The sequence below is a fragment of the Saccharomonospora marina XMU15 genome, from assembly GCF_000244955.1.
Taxonomy (GTDB): Bacteria; Actinomycetota; Actinomycetes; order Mycobacteriales; family Pseudonocardiaceae; genus Saccharomonospora_A; species Saccharomonospora_A marina.
Genome location: NZ_CM001439.1, coordinates 1,120,251 through 1,140,174, shown reverse-complemented (window position 1 = coordinate 1,140,174; position 19,924 = coordinate 1,120,251). Strand labels below are relative to the sequence as shown.

The following is a 19,924-nucleotide window of genomic DNA, read 5'->3' as shown; positions in this document are numbered from 1 at the left end:
GGTCACCAGGGGACGACGCCCTCGTCGTCGAAGAAGCCGCCGCGGGGCCCGTCGTCCGGCAGCGTGGCGAGCCGGATCGCGATCGCGGCACCTTGCTCCGGTGTCCGCGGCGCGTTGAAGCGGGTGAAGTCGGTGGCGACGTAGCCGGGGCAGCAGGCGTTCACCATGACGTTCGTGTCGGACAGTCGCCGGGCGTACTGCGCCGTGATGCTGTTGAGCATCGACTTCGACGGTGCGTACGCGGCCAGGATCGGGCCGGTTTGCAGCGTCAGCGAACCCATGTTGCTCGACACGTTGACGATGCGCGGCGACTCCGCACGGCGAAGCAGCGGGAGCATCGCGTTCGTCACCCGGACGACTCCGAACACGTTCGTGTCCAGGACGGTGCGCACGACGTCGAGGTCGAGCGTCGTCGGGTCCTGTGCGCCACCGTCGGTGCGGCCTGCGATACCCGCGTTGTTGACGAGGACGTCGAGCCGTCCTGCCGCCTGTTCGACGGTCGCCGCCGCGGCGGCGACGCTCTCGTCGGAGGTGACGTCGAGAGCTACCCCGAACGCGGCGACGCCCGTGGCACGCAGTTTCTCGACGGCTTCCCCGCGCCTGACGTCGTCGCGAGCCCCCACCGCGACAGTGAAGCCGATCGCCCCGAGGCCTTCCGCGATGGCAAAGCCGATTCCCTTGTTCGCGCCGGTGACCAGCGCGGTCTTGGTGTCGTTCACACCGTCCATGCTCCGCGGGCCACTCGGTCGCTGTCCAAGACCGATTCAGTAAGCCGTGATACTCGGCAGGTATCAGTCGCTACACTGCGGCAGTGAACGATCTCGAGACCCGCGAGCTGCGGTATTTCGTCGCCGTGGCCGAAGAACTGCACTTCGGCCGCGCCGCCGATCGGCTCGGGATCGCACAACCGCCGCTTTCCCGTGCGATCCGCCGACTCGAGCAGCGGCTCGGGGTCCAACTCCTCGTGCGGGACCGTCGGGGTGTGGCGCTCACGGACACCGGCAGGGTGCTGCTCCGCGAGGCCGCAGCTGCCCTCGACGCTGTCGCGGCCGCCGCGCGTCGGACGAGGCGTGCCGCCGACCCGAAGCAGTCGCTGGTCCTCGCTTCGAAGGCCGGGGCGTCTCACGAACTGCTGCGACGGCTGCTCGATGCGTTCGCGAGCGAACCCGGTGCGGCGCCGGTCGAGGTACTGCTGTGCGAGGTCGGCGAGCAGGCTCGGCTGCTCCGCGACGGGCGCGCCGACGTGGCACTGATGCACCGCCCGTTCGACGACCTCGCCGGATTCGACACCGAGGACCTCTGTACCGAGGGCCAGGTCGCGATCATCCCCAGCGGGCATCCGCTCGCGTCACGCGATCAGCTCACGCTGGCCGATGTCCGCGACGTGCCGGACCTGCCGATCGCTCGATGGCCCCGGCTCGACGGGTCCTACCCGGACGGCCCAGGGCCGGAGGTGCACACCCAGTCGCAGCTCGCTCAGCTCGTGGCGCTGGGCAAGACACTGCTGGTCATCCCTGCCTCCAGTCGTGCCTGGCAATGGCCCGAACACGTCGCGGTGCCCGTCGTCGACGCACCGAAAGTCACCTCGGTGATCGCGTGGCCACCGAAGGGGCACTCCATGGCGGTCGCGTCGCTCGTCCGCTCAACGGCCGACCTCCGCGGTGAGCTCGTCTAACGCCACGGCGGCAACTCACCCGCTGTCACAACGGACTGCAACGTCCGCGTTCGAGTCGTCGCCCTTCACGTGGCGGGCGCGGTGGTCACCTTCATGAATTCCAGGGCTTGCGGCCAGGAAATGGCGTACGCGGTGGCGTTCACCTCGTTGCCGTGCCTGCTTCGGTCGCTGAACCCGTGCTCGGCGTGCGGATAGACATGAACCAGGCTGGGGCCGCTGTCGCGGGAGTGCAGCGCTTCCTGCAGCCGCGCGAAACTCTGCTGCGGCACCAGCGTGTCCGCCCCCGGGTACAGCATCAGCACCGGAGCCTTGATCCTCGCCGTGTGCTCGACGGCGTCCACGGTGTGGTTGGGAGCGGGAGTGCCGGGGACCGTCGGGTGGTAGGCGACGACGTTGGCGAGTCGCTCGTCCCTGCCGCCGAGGATCATCGCGAACCTGCCACCGAGACACCAGCCGATCACACCGGCCCGCTCCACCCCCAACTCGCCGAGCAGGTGGTCCAGCAGTCGCCGCATCTCATCGAGGCAGGCCTCGTCGTCGAGCTGACGCATCAACTCCGCCAGCCGGTCCCTCGGGGTGTCGTCGATGCTGGGGCCGTGCCAGGGGTCCCAGGTCAGCGCGGTGAGCCCGGCCCTGGCGATGTCCTCGGCGTACTCGCGCACCTGCGCGCCGATACCGGTGATCATCGGCAGCAGCAGCATCCCGCTCTTGCTGCCGCCCAAGGGTTGGGCAAGGTATGCGCCGAGGTCACCGACCTTGATCGTGGAAGTCTCGATCTCGTGTGCCATGGGGGCACCGTAACGCGTTCTTCAGGCATGATGCCGGGCATGGCAAGTTCGAGGCGAACCCTCGCCGAGCGGCTCGGCGGTGAGTTGCCCGCGAGCATCGAGGCGCTCGACGAGGAGCACAAGCACACTCTCGACGAAGCCTTGCGAGCCGCACGCAGGCGGCAGGCACGCCAGCTCGCCGCCGCGGCCGAACAGTCGCTCTCGCACGTACCGTTCCCGCTGCGGCGCGCGGTACGCAAGGCGGCGGGCCTGTGACCGAGGCACTGGAAGCGCTGCGGGTCAAGGCGGAGATCGACAAGCTCGCCCGGCTGCTCGGCGAGCCCGGCGAGCGGTTCGCCTTCCTGGAGTCGGTCCCGGCGCCAGACATCCGTCGGCTGCGGGAACGGGCCACCGACGCGCTGTTCGACGCCGACCTCGCCGCACTTCGCCGGATGGCGCTGGCCAGCAGGTTGCTGCCGCCGAGCCTGCTTGCCGGGCTGGCCGAGCGGGTGTTCGGACCGCTGCTGAGCGCCCGCATGGCCGGACTCGTGGACGCGGCCCGCGCGCTGGACATCGCCGCGCGGCTTTCGCCCACCTTTCTCGCCGATGTCGCCGCCGAGACAGACCCGCGCAGGGTCGGCCACCTCGTCGCCGGGGTGCCTCGCGCCACGATCGGCGTCGTGGTGAGCGAACTGCACCGCAGGCAGGACTGGATCACACTGGGCCGGTTCGTGACACACGTGCCGAACGAAACCGCGCTCTCCGGGCTGTCCGTGCTCGACGACGCGGCACTGCTGCGGGTGATGTTCCTGCTGGACGACAAGCACCGCGCCGTGGAGCTACTGGGACTGCTTCCCGTGCAGCGGCGGGAACGCGTCGTGCGGGCGGCCGACGAGCACGACCTGTGGCCGCCACTGTTCGCGCTCGCGCACGGCGCGGACGCGTGGTTTCGTGACGAACTGGTCGCCGCCATCGGCGCGCTCGACCGACAGGCGCGGGCGCGGGCCGCGCGGCTTGCCGGTGAACTCGGGGTGGCGGCGCTGCTCGAACCGTCCTCCGACGAGCTCGCGGGCTGACCTGCTCAGCCGAGCAGGCGGCCCCGCCGCCACACCGCCCAGGTAAGTGGCACCCCCGGCCGGTAGGCGAGGTGGGTGACCGACGGCGCGTCGAGTACTTGCAGGTCCGCCCTCGCGCCGACCCGGATCGTGCCGACCGCGCCCTCCCCGGTGTCGCGGCGCAGTGCGCGGGCACCGCCCGCGGTGGCTGCCCAGACCGCCTCGGTGATCGACATCCCCATCTGCAGCACCGCGGTGGCCACGCAGAACGCCATCGAGGTGGTGTAGGAGCTGCCTGGGTTGGCGTTGGTGGCCAGCGCCACGACAGCACCCGCGTCGAGCAGTCGGCGCGCGGGCGCCAGCGGCTGCCTGGTGGAGAGGTCGCACGCGGGCAGCAGTGTCGCCACGGTGTCCGATCCGGCCAGCGCGGCAACGTCCTCCTCGGTCAGGTGGGTGCAGTGGTCCACGCTCGCCGCCCCGAGTCGAACCGCGAGCCGCACTCCCGGCCCATGGCCGAGCTGGTTTCCGTGCACCCGAAGTCCCAGGCCGCGCGCCGCCGCGGCGCGCAGGACCCGCCGCGACTGCTCCTCGTCGAAGGCACCCACCTCGCAGAAGACATCGGCCCAGCCGACGTGCCCCGCCACCGCCGCCAGCATGTCGCCGCACACAGTGTCCACGTAGCACCGCGGGTCCGTCTCGGGTGGCACGGTGTGGGCTCCGAGGAAGGTGACCTCGTCGGCGAGATCCCGTGCGATACGCGCGCAACGCAGCTCGTCGGCCACCGTCAGCCCGTAGCCGGTCTTGGTCTCCACGCAGGTGGTGCCCTGCCTGGCGGCCTCGGCCAGGTGCGCCGCCAGGTTGGCACGCAACTCGGCGTCGGTGGCCTTCCTGGTGGCCTCGACGGTGGCGAGGATGCCGCCCGCCGTGTAGGCCGCGCCCGCCATCCTGGCCTCGAACTCGGCGGTGCGGTCGCCCGCGAACAGCAGGTGCGTGTGGCTGTCCACCCAGCCCGGCAACGCGGCCCTGCCTGCCACGTCCACGGCCGCGTCCGCCATCGGCGCGGTCGCCGCGTCGCCCACCCACGCCACCCGCTCGCCCTCCAACACGACGGCAGCGCGGTGCAGCCTCCGCAGGCCGGGATCGTTCGTGGTGAGCTCACCGATGCCGGTGACAAGGGTGGACTTCACCGCCACAGCCCACCGATCTCGCGGCGCAGCACCTCCTGTGGCCGCTCGACGAGGCGGTGTTCGCCGTCGCGCACCACCCAGCGGCCCGCGACCATCACGTCGCGCACGTCCTCAGCCGTTGCCGCGAAAACCGCCGCCGAGGGCTCCGCGCCCGCCGTGCGCACCGAGTCCAGATCGACAACCACCAGGTCGGCGCCCTGCCCCTCGGCCAGCAGCCCGACGTCCGGCCAGCCGATGTCCGTATGAGCCGTCCCCGCACCGAGCAGTTCTCGCGCGGTGAACACGCCGCGCTCCTCGCGCGCGAGCCTCTCCCGCCACTCCAACCCGCGCAGTTGCTCGAACGGATCGGTCACGACGTGGCTGTCGCCGCCGAGACACAGCCCCACCCCCGCGTCGAGCAGCGCCCTGCTCGTGCCGATGCCGTCGCCGAGATCGCATTCCGTTGCCGGGCACACGCACACTCGGCTCCCCGAGGCGGCGAGCGCGGCGATGTCGGCGGAGTCCAGATGGGTGGCGTGCACCGCCACCGTCGCCCGCCCCAGCACCCCGGTGCTTTCCAGCAACCCTGCCGGGGTGCGCCCGCTCGCGCGAAGGCAGTCCTCGTTCTCGGCCCGCTGCTCGGACAGATGCACATGCAGCGGCCGATCGCCTGCCGCCGCGGCCACGACCGGCAGGTCCCCCGGCGGCACCGCACGCACCGAGTGCACCGCCACACCGCAGGTCACCCGCTCACCGCGAGGGCGGAACCGCTGTACCCGCTGCGCCCACCGTTCGGCGTCACCGTCGCCGAACCGCAGCTGCGTTCCCCGCAGCGGCTCGCCGAACCCGCCCGCCAGGTAGCAGGTGTCCAGCAGGCACAACCTGATTCCGGCCTCGTCAGCGGCCGCGACAAGCGCGGCACCCATGGCGTTGGGGTCGGCGTAACCGACGCCGCCGGGGCCGTGGTGCAGGTAGTGGAACTCGCCGACGCCGGTGTAGCCGGCCAGCACGAGTTCGGCGTAGACACCACGTGCGAGGCGGTAGTAGGAGTCGGGGTCCAGCCGGTCGGCCAGCTCGTACATCAGCGAGCGCCACGTCCAGAACGAGCCGCGCCCCTGCTGCGCCCTGCCACGCAGCGCGCGCTGGAACGCGTTGGAGTGCACGTCGGCGAACCCCGGCAGCGCCAGCCCCGGCAACACGTGCCCGGTCCGTGGCGCCCCTGTGGTGACCGAGGTGAACCTCCCTGCCGTGACCTCGAGCCTGACGGCGGGTTCCACCCCGTCCGGCAGCCACGCGTACTCGCACCAGTAGGCAGTCACCGCTGCTCCCGCATGGGCAGGCGCAACCCGCGCTCCTCGGCGACGTCGACGGCGCGCGAGTAGCCCGCGTCGGCGTGCCGCAGCACCCCGGTAGCCGGGTCGTTGCGCAGCACCCGGTCGAGTTTTCGCGCCGCGAGCACCGTGCCGTCGGCCACGCACACCTGTCCGGCGTGGATGGATCGGCCCATTCCCACCCCGCCACCGTGGTGGATCGACACCCAGCTGGCGCCCGATGCGGTGTTGACAAGCGCGTTCAGCAGCGGCCAGTCGGCGATGGCGTCGGAACCGTCGGCCATGCCCTCGGTCTCGCGGTAGGGGGAGGCGACGCTGCCCGCGTCGAGGTGATCGCGTCCGATCACGATCGGTGCCCGCAGCTCGCCGCTTGCCACCAGCTCGTTGAACCGCAGCCCGGCCACGTGTCGCTGGCCGTGGCCGAGCCAGCAGATCCGTGCGGGCAGCCCCTGGAACGACACCCGCTCGTCCGCCAACCGGAGCCAGCGGGCCAGCGACTCGTCCTCGCCGAACAGCTCGAGCACCGCGCGGTCGGTGACCGCGATGTCGGCCGGATCACCCGAAAGCGCCACCCACCGAAACGGGCCCTTGCCCTCGCAGAACAGCGGGCGAATGTAGGCCGGGACGAAGCCGGGGTAGTCGAACGCCCGCTCGCAGCCGCCGAGCTTCGCCTCACCGCGCAGCGAGTTTCCGTAGTCGAACACCTCCGCGCCACGGTGGAGGTAGCCGAGCATCGCGTCCACGTGGTGTGCCATCGAATCGCGTGCGCGGTTGGTGAACTCCTCGGGTTGGGCATCGGCGTAGTCACGCCAGTCCTCGACCGCCACCCCGATGGGCAGGTAGGCCAGCGGGTCGTGGGCCGAGGTCTGGTCGGTGACGATGTCGGCTTCCACGTCGCGGCGCAGGAGTTCGGGCAGCACCTCCGCGGCGTTGCCGATCACCGCGACCGACACGGCTTCGCCGGCGGCCTTCGCGGCCCGCACCCGCTCGATCGCGGTGTCCAGGTCCGGGGCCAACTCGTCGAGGTAGCCACCGCGCAGCCTGCGGCGCGCCCTGTCAGGGTCACACTCGACGATCAACGCCGCACCGCCGTTCATCGTCACCGCAAGCGGCTGGGCACCGCCCATACCACCGAGACCGGCGGTGAGCGTGAGCGTGCCCGCCAGCGTTCCGCCGAACCGCTTGCGGGCCACGGCCGCGAACGTCTCGTAGGTGCCCTGCAGGATGCCCTGGGTGCCGATGTAGATCCACGATCCCGCTGTCATCTGGCCGTACATGGTCAGTCCCAGCGCATCCAGCCTGCGAAACTCCGGCCAGCTCGCCCAGTCACCGACGAGGTTGGAGTTGGCCAGCAGCACCCGGGGCGCCCACTCGTGAGTGGTCAGCACACCCACCGGTTTGCCCGACTGGACGAGCAGGGTCTCGTCGTCGGCCAGTGTTGTCAGGCAGCGCTCGATGGCGTGGTAACTCGGCCAGTCCCGCGCCGCCTTGCCGGTGCCGCCGTAGACCACCAGGTCGGCGGGCCGCTCGGCCACCTCCGGGTCGAGATTGTTGCGCAGCATCCGCAGCGCGGCCTCCGTCTGCCAGCTCCGTGCGGTGCGTCGCATCGTCACCTCCGCTCCCGCGGCAGCGCGGCGTGCAGCACGGCACCGGAGGCGATGAGTTCCTCCGCCGCGGCGATCTCCGGGGCCAGGTGCCGGTCGGGCCCCGGACCGGGTACCCGGGTGCGCAGCAGGTCCCGCACCGCTCCCGTGCCGGGCGCGGGCAGCAGCGGCGCACGTAGGTCGAGCGCACGCGCGGCGGTGAGCAACTCCACGGCGAGCACGGTGGTGAGCCCGCTGATCGCGCGGCGCAGCTTCCGGGCGGCTCCCCACCCCATCGACACGTGGTCCTCCTGCATCGCGCTGCTGGGAACGGAATCCACCGACGCGGGCACGGCGAGCCGCTTCAGTTCGCTCACCACGGCTGCCTGCGTGTACTGGGCGATCATGTGACCGGAGTCCACACCGGGGTTCGCGGCCAGGAACGCGGGAAGCCCGTGCGAGCGGGAGACATCGAGCAGCCGGTCGGTACGGCGCTCGGCGATACTCGCTAGGTCGGCAACGGCGACGGCCAGGAAGTCCAGCACGTACCCCACCGGCGCGCCGTGGAAGTTGCCGCAGGACTGCAGCCTGCCGTCGGCGAGCACAACGGGGTTGTCGATGACTGAGGCGAGTTCGCGGTCGGCGACCGCGGCCGCGTGATCGAGCGTGTCCCGGGTGGCCCCGTGCACCTGCGGCGCGCACCGCAGCGAGTAGGCGTCCTGCACGCGGGTGCAGTCCTCGCCGCGATGGCTGGCCATGATCTGCGAGCCGGCCAGCGCCGCACGCATCCGGCGCGCGGAGACCGCCTGCCCGGGGTGTGGCCGCAGTTCCTGCAACTCCTGGGCGAACGCCCGGTCGGTGCCGAGCAGGGCTTCCACACTCATCGCGGCGGTGAGGTCGGCGACGTCGACGAGCGCGCACAGGTCCTCGACGGCCAACACCAGCATGCCGAGCATGCCGTCGGTGCCGTTGATGAGCGAGAGGCCCTCCTTCTCGGCCAGCGTCAGTGGTTCGATACCGGCGGCGGCGAGCGCCTCCGAGGCAGGCAGCCGCGTACCGTCCCGGTCGAACACCTCACCCTCGCCGATGAGCGCGAGCGCGGCTGCCGCGAGCGGGGCGAGGTCGCCGGAACAACCCAGTGAGCCGTGCTCGTGCACCACCGGGGTGATCCCGGCGTTCAGCAGCGCAGCCAGCGATCGCGCGGTAACCGGGCGCACCCCGCTGTACCCGCTGACCAGCGTCCGCAGCCGCAGCAGCAACATCGCCCGCACCACTTCGCGTTCCACCACCGCACCGGCGCCCGCGGAGTGCGAGCGGATCAGCGACCGTTGCAGCTGACTGCGTTGCTCGGCGGGGATGTGGCGCACCGCGAGCGCGCCGAACCCGGTGGAGACTCCGTATGCGGGTGGCCGCGCGTCGGCCTGCGCTTCGACAAGGGCGCGCGCCCTGGCGAGTTCGCGCTCGGCGACCTCGTCCAGTGCGACGGTCGCGGCGCCGCGGGCCACCGCTGTCACCTGCTCGCGCCGTAGCGCTGCCGCCCCGAGGCGTACCTGCTCGGACATGCTCCCCATTCCGCCGCCCCTACGGGCGGGCGCATCATCGCCGCGATGCCGGTTGTGTTCGCATACCAGGCTGGACCGCGAACTCACCGGTGGCAACGCCCCACGCGGCAGGTGAGCTGACCGCCTCGGGTCGGCGGTGCCCGGTTCTCAGGAGCCGGAGCCCAGTTGACCCGTGCTGCCCGCGTCCACCAACTGCCGCAGGTCGGCGGGCAGCGAGTGGCGCACCTTGTCCAGCACTCCTCGGGTCGCCTCGTCGGTCACCTCCAGCACGACGCGCGAGCCGTACACCGCGTTGGGCTCCGGCAGATGGCCACGCTCGGCAACGCGGCGAACGAACTCGTCGAGCCCGAACCGCTCCCCCGAGCCCGCGCCGCCGAGTGTCACCGTCCTGCGCAGGTGTTCGCCCAGTTCGGCGGGCAACTGGTCGGCCAGGTTCTCCGCGAGGTGCTCGGGCACCCGCTCTCCGAGGGTTTCCAGCGTGGCTCGGGTCAGGCCCTCCGCCTCACCACGGCTGGCCAGTTGCGCGCGCGCCTGCACCTGACCGATGAAGTGGTCGTGGTCCATGGGCTGCTGCCTTTCGACCTCGTTCGGTTTGCCTCCTCGCCCGAGGGATTTGCCTGGCCACAATGCGCCCAAACGCACGCCGCGCCGTCGAGCCGCGGAAGAGTCCGCCACGGGTGGCTGGGTACCCGGAGGTTGTCGCCCCGGCTCGGGGACGCGAAACCAAGGCGACTACGGGAGGGATCCATGGGTAAGCGGCGTACGCCGAAGACGGTCGTCGTGACGGGCGCGAGTGCGGGTATCGGCAGGGCCACCGCTCGATCGCTGGCCGCAAGGGGAGATCGGGTCGCGTTGTTCGCGCGTGGCAGTGAAGGGCTCAACAGCGCCGCCCGCGACGTCGAGGAACTGGGCGGTAGGGCGATGCCGGTACCGGTGGACATGACCGACCACGACGCCGTGCGGTCGGCCGCGCGGCGGGTCGAGGAGGAACTGGGTCCGATCGATGTCTGGATCAACGGCGCCTTCGCGACGTTGTTCGCGCCGTTCACCAAGATCGAGCCGGAGGAGTTCCGCCAGGTCACCGACGTCACCTACCACGGGTTCGTGAACGGCACCCGGGTCGCGCTGGACCTGATGCTGCCACGTGACCACGGCACGATCGTGCAGATCGGATCGGCGCTGGCATATCGAGGCATCCCGCTGCAGTCGGCCTACTGCGGCGCCAAGCACGCCATTCAGGGGTTCACCGAGTCGTTGCGCTGCGAGCTGCTGCACGACGGCAGCAAGGTGCACGTCACGATGGTGCAACTGCCGGGAGTCAACACCCCGCAGTTCGACTGGGCGTTGACTCGGACCCGACGGAAGGTGCAGCCGGTGCCTCCGATCTACGAGCCCGAGATCGCTGCCAGGGCCATCGTGTACGCCGCCGACCATCCGCGCCGCAGGGAGTACTGGGTGGGCTTCTCCACCGTGGCCACCCTGCTCGCCAACAAGCTCGCCCCCGGGCTGCTGGACCGCTACCTCGCCCGCACCGCCTACCAGTCACAGCAGACAGAGGAGCCGCAGGAACCGCAGCAGCCGGTGAACCTGTGGCAGCCGGTGGACCGGGGAGGCGGGCAGGACTTCGGTGCGCGAGGCCGGTTCAGCGAGCAGGCCAAGAAACGTAGCCCGCAGCTGTGGTTGTCCCATCACCACGCGGCCGTCGGTACCGCCACCGCCGCGGGCGTGGGCGGTGGGTTGGCGCTGGCCGCCCGCGGCGCGGGCAGGCGCAGGCGCCACTGACCACGCGGGTCAACCTTGGCTGAGGTGGTAGGACGTCTCCAGCAGGAAGGAGTGCACGAACGCCTGCGGCAGGTTGCCGCGTAGCTGGCGCTGCACGACGTCGTACTCCTCGGAGTAGAGCCCGGGCGGGCCGCAGGCCGACCGGCTGCGCTCGAACCACCCCATGGCCTCCTCGTGCTCGCCGCGCCGCAGACATGCCAGCGCGGTGATAAAACCGCACATCAAGAAGGCGCCCTCCGCGGCGTGCAGCGGGCGTTCGTCGTGCCGGAACCGGTAAACGTAGCCGTCCTCGGTCAGCTGCCCCCTCACCGCGTCCAGCGTCGCGACCGTGCGCGGGTCGTCGGCAGGCAGCACCCCACGGATGCCGGGAAGCAGCAACGCGGCGTCCACCCGCGAATCGCCGGGAGAACGCTGCCAGCGCCCCGTCGGGTGCACACAGTGCCGCCCGGTGTGCGCCACGATCGTGTCGGCAAGCGAAGACCAGTCCGCCGACTCGCCCCTGCCAGGCTCGATCGCCGCGACGGCACGCAGTCCCGCCGCGCAGATCAGGCGGGAGTGCGCCCAGGTGTCGTCGGCGGTCTCCCACACACCGGTGTCCGGTTCGGTCCAGCGGTTACCGATCGCGTCGACAAGCACGCTCACCGCTTCCCTGCGGGTGTTGTCGAACCTGCCGTTCCTTCCCGCACTCGCCAGCAGCAACAACGCCTCGCCGAGCGCGTCGAGCTGGAACTGCTCCGTGGCCGAGTTACCCACCTTGGGGCGCCCTCCCGGATAGCCGGGCAGTCGGTCGAGCCCTTGCTCACCGGGGACGACCTCGCCGGTTCCGGTATAGACGGGCCGCAGCCGGGCCCCGTCGGCGAGCACCCGCTCGGTGATCCAGTCCACCTGCGCGTCGAACAGCGGGTCGTCGCCCAGCACGGACAACGCCTGCCCCGTGAAGCACTGGTCGCGAATCCAGCAGTAGCGGTAGTCGTAGTTGCGTCCGGTCCTTGCGCGCTCGGGAAGGGACGTGGTGGCCGCCGCCACCATCGCGCCTCGCGAGTTGGTCAACCCGCGCAGCACGGCGTAGGCCTGCCTTGCGTCGCGGGTGCCGACGAAACCGTCCAGCCGTGGCACCTCCGCACGCCACCGGTGCTCGGTGGCCTCCCACAACTGGTGCGGCTGCGTCGGCGGCTCGTTCAGCGGCCGCTCGGCGAGTTCCAACACCAAGTCGCGGAATTCGCCTGCCGGGATCTTCAGCCGCGCGGTGAGCCCCTTGCCGGACGGCCTGGCTTCGGGGCAACCGGACCACCGCAGGTGCAGATCCCCGACCGTGGAAAGCCAGTGGCCGCCTTCCCTGCTCGGCTCGTGCATGGGCCGCCTGCCGAAGTCTGCCCGAGGGTCGAGGATCACCTCGACCTCGGCGTCGCCCTCCACCGCGAGCACCCGCCGCAGCAGCACCACCCGGTCCGGCAGGCCGGGCATCGCCATCGCCTCCCGGCACTCGACCGTCCCTTCGGAACAACGCCACCGCGATCGCCAGATGAGGGAGCCCTCCTCGTAGAAGCCACCCGGCACGAACCACCGGTCGGCGGGACGCACGGTGTACTGGCCCTCGCCACCGAGGAGCCCGGCGAAAACGGACTCGGAATCCCATCTCGGCACACACAGCCAGACGATCTCGCCGCGCGGGCCGATCACGGCGCCCCGCTGTCCGTCTGCCAGCAACGCGTACTCACGCAGCACGCTAGGCGTCGGTATCACGTGCGCATCGGCCTCACAATCGCGCCGCACCCGCGCGTGCGAGTCCGACGCCCACGGTGCCCGCGACACCGAGCAGCGCCGCCGCGGTGACGCCGGTCCGCAGCGCCCGCCTGGCATTCGGCGGTGTGGGCCTGCCCGGCGCTGCACCGTTGCCGTCGCGAGCACGACGCATCACCTGTGCCAGGTGCAGCGCCGTCCGCCCGGTGTCCGCGTCGGCGATCTGCGTCTGGCACGAGAACCCGTTCGCCACTACCACGGCCGACTCGTCGGCCTCGCGCACCGCGGGCAGCAAAGCCTGCTCGCCGCAGTCCATCGAGATCTCGTACTTGCCGTCCTCGAAGCCCCACGAGCCCGCCAGCCCGCAACAACCGCCCTCCAGGTTGCGCACCTGCAATCCCATCCGCTGCAGCAGTTCGGCGTCAGCGTCCACACCACCGGTCGCCCGCTGGTGGCAGTGCCCCCACAGCAACGCGGTTCCGCCTGACTTCGGCGGTTCGATGTCGAATGCCCGGAAGAACTCCGCGAAGTGGTAGGAGTTGGCGATCAACCGCCTCGCGTCGTCGTCGTGCGGCAGCATCCGCAGCAACTCGTCCTTGAACACCGCCAGGCAACTCGGCTCCATCCCGACGACGGGGATGTCGGCGCGGACGTACTCGCGCAACTGGGCGAGCACGCGATGCAGGTACCGCTCGGCCACGTCGAGGAATCCGTAGTCGTACAGCGGGCGACCGCAGCAGACGTGGCCGCGGGGCACGATGACGCGCCAGCCGGCCGCCTCCAACTCCTCCACACACGCGACGCCGACATCGGTGTGCAGGTGGTTGTTGAACGTGTCGGGGAACAACACCACCGGCCTGCCGTGCGGATTGGCCGTCCCGCCGCGTTCGCTGAACCACTGCTGCAACGTCATCGGCGCGAACCGCGGCAGCGGTCTGCGCCGGTCGATCCCCGCCACCAACTTCGCGATCGTGCGCAGCCCCGGTGTCCGGGTCGCGAGGTTGGCCAGTTCGGGGACCGCTGTCGCAAGCCGCGAAGCCTGGTCGATGAAGCCGAACGCGTATGCGTGCCGTGGCCTCCAGCGCCGCAACGATCGGTAGTGGTGCTTGCGGAACTCGGCCTTGTAGGAGGGAACGTCCACCTTGACGGGACAGTCACTGGTGCAGCCTTTGCAGGCAAGACACAGTTCGAGGGCATCGGCCACTTCCTTGGACTGCCAGCCGTCGGTGACGACGTCGCCCTGCAGCATCTCGAACAGCAGCCGCGCCCTTCCCCTGGTGCTGTGCTCCTCCTCCCTGGTCACCTGGTAGCTCGGGCACATCGTCGGTGAGCCCTCGGGATTGCGGCACTTGCCGATGCCGACGCAACGCAGCCCCGCGTGCGCGAAGTCGCCGCGCTCCTCGGGAAAACTCATCTTGGTGCTCGGGCGCCACGGGTTGTAGTCCGCACCGAGCCGCAGGTCCTCGTCCAGGGGGTAGGCGTCGACCACCTTGCCGGGGTTCATCTTCCATTCCGGGTCCCAGCTGGCTTTGAACTCCCGCATGGCCTGCACCAGCCTGGGGCCGTACTGCTTCTCCAGCAGCTCACCGCGCTGCTGGCCGTCGCCGTGTTCGCCCGAAATGCTGCCGCCGAAGGACACCACCAGATCGGCCGCGTCCTCCAGAAAGGCGCGGTAGTTGCTGATGCCGCTGCGGCTGCGCAGATCGAAATCGATCCGGGAATGGACGCAGCCCTGCCCCATGTGCCCGTACATGGCCCCGCGCAGCCCGTACTCCGACAGCTTCGCCCGCAGCGCGGCGAGGTACTCGCCGATCCGCTCCGGCGGCACGGCGGAATCCTCCCACCCCGGCCAGTTGTCCCTGCCGTGCGCGAACGCGGTGCCCGCGAGGCCACCTTCGCGAATCTCCCAGATGTCCTCGCTGATGCCGCCTTCCTGCGCGCTCCTTGCGATCTCGATCCGGTCGTCGGCGATGCCCTGTTTCTTGCGTAGCCAGCGCACGAAGTCGTCGGCCTGCCGCTGCGACTCGTCCCCGGTGTCCGCACCGAACTGCACGAGCAACCACGCACCCTCCGGACCCCCCGGCAGTTCCTCGATGTCCTCCACGTGCATGTGCTGCTGCTGCTGGCTTTCGATCAACTCGTGGTCGAGTGCCTCCAGCGCGATGGGCCGCCACCGCTCGATGATCTCGGTGACTCGCTCGGCGGCCTGCACGATGTCGTCGTAGCGCACCACGACGAGCGTGCGCTGCCGCATCGCTGGAGTGAGCAGCAGCGTGGAGCGCAACACGGTCACGCAGGTGCTTTCGGTGCCCACGAGCGCCCTCGCCACGTTGAAGCCGCGCTCGGGCAGCAGCTCGTCGAGGTTGAAACCGGAAACCCGCCTGGGCAACTCGGTCACCGGTGCGAAACCGGCGCGGATGTCGTCGGCGTAGCGATCGCGCAACTCGCGCAGCCTCGCGTAGATCTCGCCCTTGCGGCCGCCCGCCGCGATGATCTCGTCGAGCCTGCTCTCCTCGCCGATACCCACCCAGAACCGCTCGCCGTCGTAGGTCACCACCTCCAGCGCGGCCACGTTGTCGGAGGTGCGTGGGCCCGGCCCGTACAGCTGCGACTGAACCGAGTGAATCCCGCACGAGTTGTTGCCGATGTTGCCGCCGATCGCGCAGCGCGAATGCGAAGAAGGGTCGGGGCCGAAAACCAGGTCCTGCTTGCCGGTGAACTTGTTCAACTGCTCGTTGATGACGCCCGGCTCGCAGGTGACCCTGCGGGCTTGCGGATCGAACTCTCCGATACCGGTGAGGTACTTGGTGTGGTCCATCACCACCGCGTAGTTCACGGTCTCGCCCGACAGGCTGGTGCCGCCACCGCGGTTGAGGACAGGGGCGGCGAAGCGGTGGCACACCTGGTGTGTCGCGACGACGTCGTCGAGTGTCTTCGGTATCACCACGCCGATCGGCACCTGCCGGAAGTTCGACGCGTCGGTGGCGTACATCGCCCGCGATCCGGTGTCGAACCGCACCTCACCCTCGACGCTGTCGCGCAACGCCCGCTCGAGCCCACGCACGTCGATCCGCGTCCGACCGCGTGGCGGTCCCGGTACGGCCGTGTCGGTCTTGTCCGGTACTTCGCGAAGCGCGTGCGCGGGGGTGGCGGCCATGGTGGCTCCCTTCCTGTCGTGCTGTGGCACGTTCACTCGACGCGGGAACCGTGAACGCGCAGTGGTTCCAGATCGCGCCAGCGGACCTCCAGGCCGAGGCCGGGGCGGTGCGGGTCGGGCCGCAGCTGCCCACCTTCGGGGCTGAGCGTGCCGTCGAACGCGATGTCCTCGCAGCGGATGTGGTCGTGGAAGTACTCGAGGTGGCGCAGTCGCTTGACCGCACAGAACGCGTGCGCCGACGCGGCGGGCGCGCAGTGCGCGGACAGGTCGAGCTGATGGGTCGTGCACATTCCCGATACCTGCAGCAGGCCGGTGACACCACCGCAGCGGGTCACGTCGGCCTGCAGGCAGTCCACGACGTCCACCAGGTCCACGAAGTCGCGCGGCACGAACCCGTACTCCCCCGCGGCCACGTCCAGTCCGCCGGGGCCGAGGTCGCGCACGAGCCGCAGCCCGGTGACGTCGTCGGAGCTGACCGGCTCCTCCAGCCAGCACACGTCCCACTCGTCGCGGAACCGGTCCGCCCAGTACAGCGCCTGCTTGCGGGTGAGCGCGCCGTTGGCGTCCACGAACAGTTCGGGCTGGGCGCCGATCGCCTCACGCACGGCCGTCAGGCGCTTGGGGTCTGCTGCCGGTTCCCGCGACGTTTTCAGCTTGACCCGGTCGATGCCCTGCTCCACCCAACCCCCGAGTTGGTCGACGAGCCGATCGACGGGGTAGTTGGCGAACCCGCCGCTGCCGTAGACGGGGACCGCGTCGTGGAACGCGGGAAGCACGCGAAACAGCGGCAGTTCCAACAACCGCGCCCTGAGGTCCCACAGCGCGATGTCCACGGCCGAGACGGCCATGGCACCGACCCCGCTCCTGCCCGCGTTGCGGATGGCCGCGAACATCCGGTACCACAACGCGGGCGCACCCAACGGGTCCTCGCCCTGAACCAGCGAGGCGAGCTTGGACTCGACGAAGCTCGCGACGGAGGCGTCGCCGTAGGTGTAGCCGATTCCCGTCTTGCCTGCCGCATGCACGCGGACCAGCACCATCGTGGTGGAGTCCCACTTCAGCGTCCCGTCGGTTTCGACGCCGTCGGGGCCGTCGGTGGGCACGGTGAAGGCGTGCACGTCGACGTTCTCGACGCGTGGGCCGTCCGGGCGCTTCACGATCAGCCCCGGTCACGCCCCGGCAGCTTCTCGAAGAACTCGACGAGTTCCTGGCGGAAGCCGCGAGCCGCGACGCCGACCTTCTCGGGATCGCTGACGATCGCCTTCGCCGACTTCTTACCCTGCTCCATCTTGATGTGCGGCGGCAGCGGCGGGATCTCCTGGTCCACCTTGAACTCCAACACCACCGGCCGGTCGCTGGCGAGCGCGTCGCGCCAGGCTCGCTCCACGTCCTCGGCGCGCTCGCAGTAGATGCCACGCAACCCGAGCCACTCAGCGTATTCGGAGAACCGGACGTCCGGGATGTACTGCGAGCCCATGAACTTGGGGTCGCCTCCCATCGCCCGCTGCTCCCAGGTGACCTGGTTGAGGTCCTCGTTGTTGAAGACGCAGAAGATCAGCGGGGGCGAGCCGCCCAGTTGGTCGGCATAACGCTTGACCGTGATCATCTCGTTCATGCCGTTCATCTGGAACGCGCCGTCGCCGACGAAGGCGATCACCGGGTGGTCGGGGTAGTCGAACTTGGCCGCGATCGCGTACGGCGTTCCCGGGCCCATCGTGGCGAGAGTGCCCGAAAGCGACGCGCGCATACCGTTGCGTAGTTTGAGGTGGCGTGCCCACCAGTTGGTCGCCGAACCGGAGTCGGCGGTGAGGATGGCGTTGTCGGGCAGCAGCGGCGACAACTGTTGCGCCACCGCCTGCGGGTTCAGTTTGCCCTCGAAGTGCTGACCGGCCCTGTCTTCGAGCGTCCTGTTCCAGGTACGAACGTTCTTCTCGATACGCTCCCGCCAGCCGCGGTCCTCCTTGCGCCGCAACATCGGGATGAGCTGCTTAAGGCTCTCCTTCGCGTCGCCGACCACGTGTGCGTCCATGGGGTAGCGAATGCCGATCATGCTGCCGTCGATGTCGATCTCGACGCCTCGAGCGGTTCCCTCGTCCGGCAGCCATTCCGCGTAGGGGAAACTCGTACCGATCATGAAGAGCGTGTCGCAGTTCATCACCATGTCGTCGCTGGGCTGCGAGCCGAGCAACCCGATGGGACCGGTGACGAACGGCAGGTTGTCGTCGAGGACCTCACGACCCAGCAGCGCCTTGGCGACACCCGCGCCGAGCAGTTCCGCGGCCTCGATCACCTCGGGCTCGGCGTGCGCGGCTCCCTGACCGATGAGGATGGCGACCTTCTCGCCCTCGTTGAGCACGTCGGCGGCCTTCTCCAACTCCTGCGGGTTCGGCAGCACCCGAGGCCGGCTCCATCCCACGCTGGAGTACACGGCGCCGTGAGTCTTCGGTGGCGCGTCCTGCGCCTGCTCCTCCTGCAGGTCGACCGGCACGATGATGGTCGCGACGCCGCGGGTGGTCAGCGCGGTCTTGAAGGCCCTGTCGACGACGTGCCTGACCTGGCCGGGATGCATGCAGGTTTGCAAGAACTCCGAAACGTCGGAGAACAGGTTCTCCAGGTGGATCTCCTGCTGGTAGTGAGCTCCCTGGGAGATCCGCTTCTGCTGGCCCACGACCGCGACCACCGGCTGGTGGTCCAGCTTCGCGTCGTAGAGGCCGTTCAGCAGGTGCACGGCGCCCGGCCCGGAGGTTGCCACACAGCAACCGACCTCGCCGGTGAACTTGGCGTGACCGCAGGCCATGAAGGCAGCCATCTCCTCGTGCCTGGTCTGCACGAACTGTGGGTCACCGTCGGCTCTGTCGAACGCACCGAGTAGACCGTTGATGCCGTCCCCCGGGTAGCCGTAGACCCGGTGGACTCCCCACTGCCGGAGTCGATCGACAATGTAATCGGCGACCTGCTGCATGGTTGCTCCCTGACTGAGCTGTCGAAACGTCCCGGTCCTGTGGCTTCCCGCTGCTCCTACGCCGAAACGCCTACTCCCAGCAGGGTTACGGCCAACGTTTCCGACTCGACACCGGGGGTAACCGCGCGGCGTGAGCTGGCTCGTTTCGGACGTCTCCGCCATCCCCGGGGTCGCGGTCAAGGTCGTGCTGCTCTACGTGGCCGCGCTGATCGGGCTGCGGTTGACCGTGCGCAGGGTCGCGGGTCAGATCACCATCTACGACGCGGTCGCGATGGTGACGGTCGGCGCCATCATCGGGCGCACCGCCACCGCGACGGGCACCGCGTTCGTGCAGGGGCTCGTCGCGCTCGCGGTGTTGCTCGCCTGCCACGAGATCGTCAGCAGGCTGCGACTGCGTGGCAGGGTGCAGCGGTTCACCGACCACAAGGTGCGGGTGTTGATCTCCAACGGCGAGATCGACGCTCACCAGCTCAAGGCATGCCAGCTCACCGAGGCCGACCTCGACGCGGCGCTACGCATGAGGGGCATCACGAGCCTGTCGCAGGTGCGCTACGCGCTCTACGAGTCGCAGGGCGCCATCTCGGTGGTACGCGCGGACGAGCAGCCCGACGGTCTGCTGCGCGGCCTTGTCGACAGGCCGCGGGAGCGCGGCTGACGATCGGCGGTGGCCGACGCGGCGAACACGGGCGAGAACACGAAAACGCCCTGGCCGGTGGGACCGGCCAGGGCATCGCGGTGGAGGTGCCGGGAATCGAACCCGGGTCCTCTGTCGCCTTTCCAGGGCTTCTCCGTGCGCAGTTCGCTGTGCCTCTACTCGGCCCCACCGGTCACGCGAACAAGCCGGTGTGACGGGCCCAGCCACTGTTGGCTTCCCTACCGGTCCCCGTGGCCGGAACCGGCGGTAAGCCTCCTAGCTGATGCCGGCAGACCGGGTCGGAGGCTTACCCGGGCCGACAGACTCGCACTCGCTCAGGCGGCGAGGGCGAAGTCGCGCTGACTGTTCGTCTTGGCGCTTATTTTTAGTGCGACGACGCTCACGGTGGTCGTTGCCTGCACCGGCACGCTTCCCCTGGATCAACGTCCAGAGTCGAAACCGTTCACCCCCTCGTCGGATCGATCTCTTTGATCTCTCCCAGCAAGGATA

General features: G+C 70.0%; 16 protein-coding genes and 1 other RNA gene. 5 read left to right on the top strand and 12 right to left on the bottom strand.

What is annotated here, in order from left to right:
* Positions 1-2 precede the first annotated feature (2 nt).
* Positions 3-728 carry an SDR family oxidoreductase gene (locus SACMADRAFT_RS05390; RefSeq protein ID WP_198285931.1) on the bottom strand — a complete coding sequence of 242 codons (726 nt, stop codon included), beginning with the start codon at positions 726-728 and terminating at the stop codon, positions 3-5.
* A gap of 83 nt (positions 729-811) precedes the next feature.
* Here SACMADRAFT_RS05390 and SACMADRAFT_RS05385 point away from each other — a divergent pair, with 83 nt between their 5' ends.
* Entirely contained in the window at positions 812-1,675 is an 864-nt protein-coding gene (locus SACMADRAFT_RS05385) for a LysR family transcriptional regulator (RefSeq protein ID WP_009152772.1), read from the top strand.
* A 65-nt stretch (positions 1,676-1,740) separates the two neighbouring features.
* Here the strand turns inward: SACMADRAFT_RS05385 and SACMADRAFT_RS05380 are convergent, their stop codons facing one another.
* Entirely contained in the window at positions 1,741-2,463 is a 723-nt protein-coding gene (locus SACMADRAFT_RS05380; protein ID WP_009152771.1) for a dienelactone hydrolase family protein, read from the bottom strand.
* A gap of 39 nt (positions 2,464-2,502) precedes the next feature.
* Here SACMADRAFT_RS05380 and SACMADRAFT_RS05375 point away from each other — a divergent pair, with 39 nt between their 5' ends.
* Complete coding sequence (locus tag SACMADRAFT_RS05375) at positions 2,503-2,718, top strand: hypothetical protein (RefSeq protein ID WP_009152770.1); 216 nt, start codon at positions 2,503-2,505, stop codon at positions 2,716-2,718.
* Positions 2,715-3,518: a hypothetical protein gene (locus SACMADRAFT_RS05370; RefSeq protein ID WP_009152769.1), complete on the top strand. Its 804-nt coding sequence runs from the start codon at positions 2,715-2,717 to the stop codon at positions 3,516-3,518. The genes SACMADRAFT_RS05375 and SACMADRAFT_RS05370 overlap by 4 nt, the downstream gene beginning before the upstream one ends.
* 5 nt (positions 3,519-3,523) lie before the next feature.
* Here SACMADRAFT_RS05370 and hutI read toward each other — a convergent pair whose 3' ends face one another.
* The 5 genes from hutI to SACMADRAFT_RS05345 form a co-directional block, all read right to left on the bottom strand.
* Positions 3,524-4,684 carry an imidazolonepropionase gene (gene hutI, locus SACMADRAFT_RS05365; protein ID WP_009152768.1) on the bottom strand — a complete coding sequence of 387 codons (1,161 nt, stop codon included), beginning with the start codon at positions 4,682-4,684 and terminating at the stop codon, positions 3,524-3,526.
* On the bottom strand, positions 4,681-5,982 hold the full coding sequence (locus tag SACMADRAFT_RS05360) for a formimidoylglutamate deiminase (RefSeq protein ID WP_009152767.1): 1,302 nt from the start codon (positions 5,980-5,982) through the stop codon (positions 4,681-4,683). The genes hutI and SACMADRAFT_RS05360 overlap by 4 nt, the downstream gene beginning before the upstream one ends.
* The gene (gene hutU / locus SACMADRAFT_RS05355; protein ID WP_009152766.1) at positions 5,979-7,601 is read right to left on the bottom strand and encodes a urocanate hydratase; all 1,623 of its coding nucleotides are present in this window, start codon (positions 7,599-7,601) and stop codon (positions 5,979-5,981) included. The genes SACMADRAFT_RS05360 and hutU overlap by 4 nt, the downstream gene beginning before the upstream one ends.
* A gap of 2 nt (positions 7,602-7,603) precedes the next feature.
* Positions 7,604-9,139, bottom strand: coding sequence for a histidine ammonia-lyase (gene hutH, locus SACMADRAFT_RS05350; RefSeq protein WP_009152765.1), 1,536 nt, complete (start codon positions 9,137-9,139; stop codon positions 7,604-7,606).
* Between the two features lie 147 nt (positions 9,140-9,286).
* Positions 9,287-9,703, bottom strand: a complete 417-nt coding sequence (locus tag SACMADRAFT_RS05345) for a DUF2267 domain-containing protein (RefSeq protein WP_009152764.1) — start codon at positions 9,701-9,703, stop codon at positions 9,287-9,289.
* A gap of 183 nt (positions 9,704-9,886) precedes the next feature.
* On the opposite strand from SACMADRAFT_RS05345, the gene SACMADRAFT_RS05340 reads away from it, so the two are divergent.
* On the top strand, positions 9,887-10,921 hold the full coding sequence (locus SACMADRAFT_RS05340; RefSeq protein WP_009152763.1) for an SDR family oxidoreductase: 1,035 nt from the start codon (positions 9,887-9,889) through the stop codon (positions 10,919-10,921).
* 9 nt (positions 10,922-10,930) lie between these two features.
* Here SACMADRAFT_RS05340 and SACMADRAFT_RS05335 read toward each other — a convergent pair whose 3' ends face one another.
* From SACMADRAFT_RS05335 to SACMADRAFT_RS05320, 4 genes are read right to left on the bottom strand one after another with little or no spacing between them, the layout of a single operon-like run.
* The gene (locus SACMADRAFT_RS05335) at positions 10,931-12,646 is read right to left on the bottom strand and encodes a glycoside hydrolase family 15 protein (protein WP_232285546.1); all 1,716 of its coding nucleotides are present in this window, start codon (positions 12,644-12,646) and stop codon (positions 10,931-10,933) included.
* 31 nt (positions 12,647-12,677) lie between these two features.
* Positions 12,678-15,818 carry an FAD-binding and (Fe-S)-binding domain-containing protein gene (locus SACMADRAFT_RS05330; protein ID WP_009152761.1) on the bottom strand — a complete coding sequence of 1,047 codons (3,141 nt, stop codon included), beginning with the start codon at positions 15,816-15,818 and terminating at the stop codon, positions 12,678-12,680.
* Between the two features lie 32 nt (positions 15,819-15,850).
* Positions 15,851-16,975 carry an enolase C-terminal domain-like protein gene (locus SACMADRAFT_RS05325; protein WP_009152760.1) on the bottom strand — a complete coding sequence of 375 codons (1,125 nt, stop codon included), beginning with the start codon at positions 16,973-16,975 and terminating at the stop codon, positions 15,851-15,853.
* Positions 16,976-16,977: 2 nt separating this feature from the next.
* The gene (locus tag SACMADRAFT_RS05320; RefSeq protein ID WP_009152759.1) at positions 16,978-18,780 is read right to left on the bottom strand and encodes a thiamine pyrophosphate-requiring protein; all 1,803 of its coding nucleotides are present in this window, start codon (positions 18,778-18,780) and stop codon (positions 16,978-16,980) included.
* A 130-nt stretch (positions 18,781-18,910) separates the two neighbouring features.
* Here SACMADRAFT_RS05320 and SACMADRAFT_RS05315 point away from each other — a divergent pair, with 130 nt between their 5' ends.
* Positions 18,911-19,435, top strand: a complete 525-nt coding sequence (locus SACMADRAFT_RS05315) for a DUF421 domain-containing protein (protein WP_009152758.1) — start codon at positions 18,911-18,913, stop codon at positions 19,433-19,435.
* A gap of 78 nt (positions 19,436-19,513) precedes the next feature.
* Here SACMADRAFT_RS05315 and ssrA read toward each other — a convergent pair.
* Positions 19,514-19,885, bottom strand: a transfer-messenger RNA (tmRNA) gene (ssrA, locus tag SACMADRAFT_RS28940).
* Between the last annotated feature and the right edge of the window lie 39 nt (positions 19,886-19,924).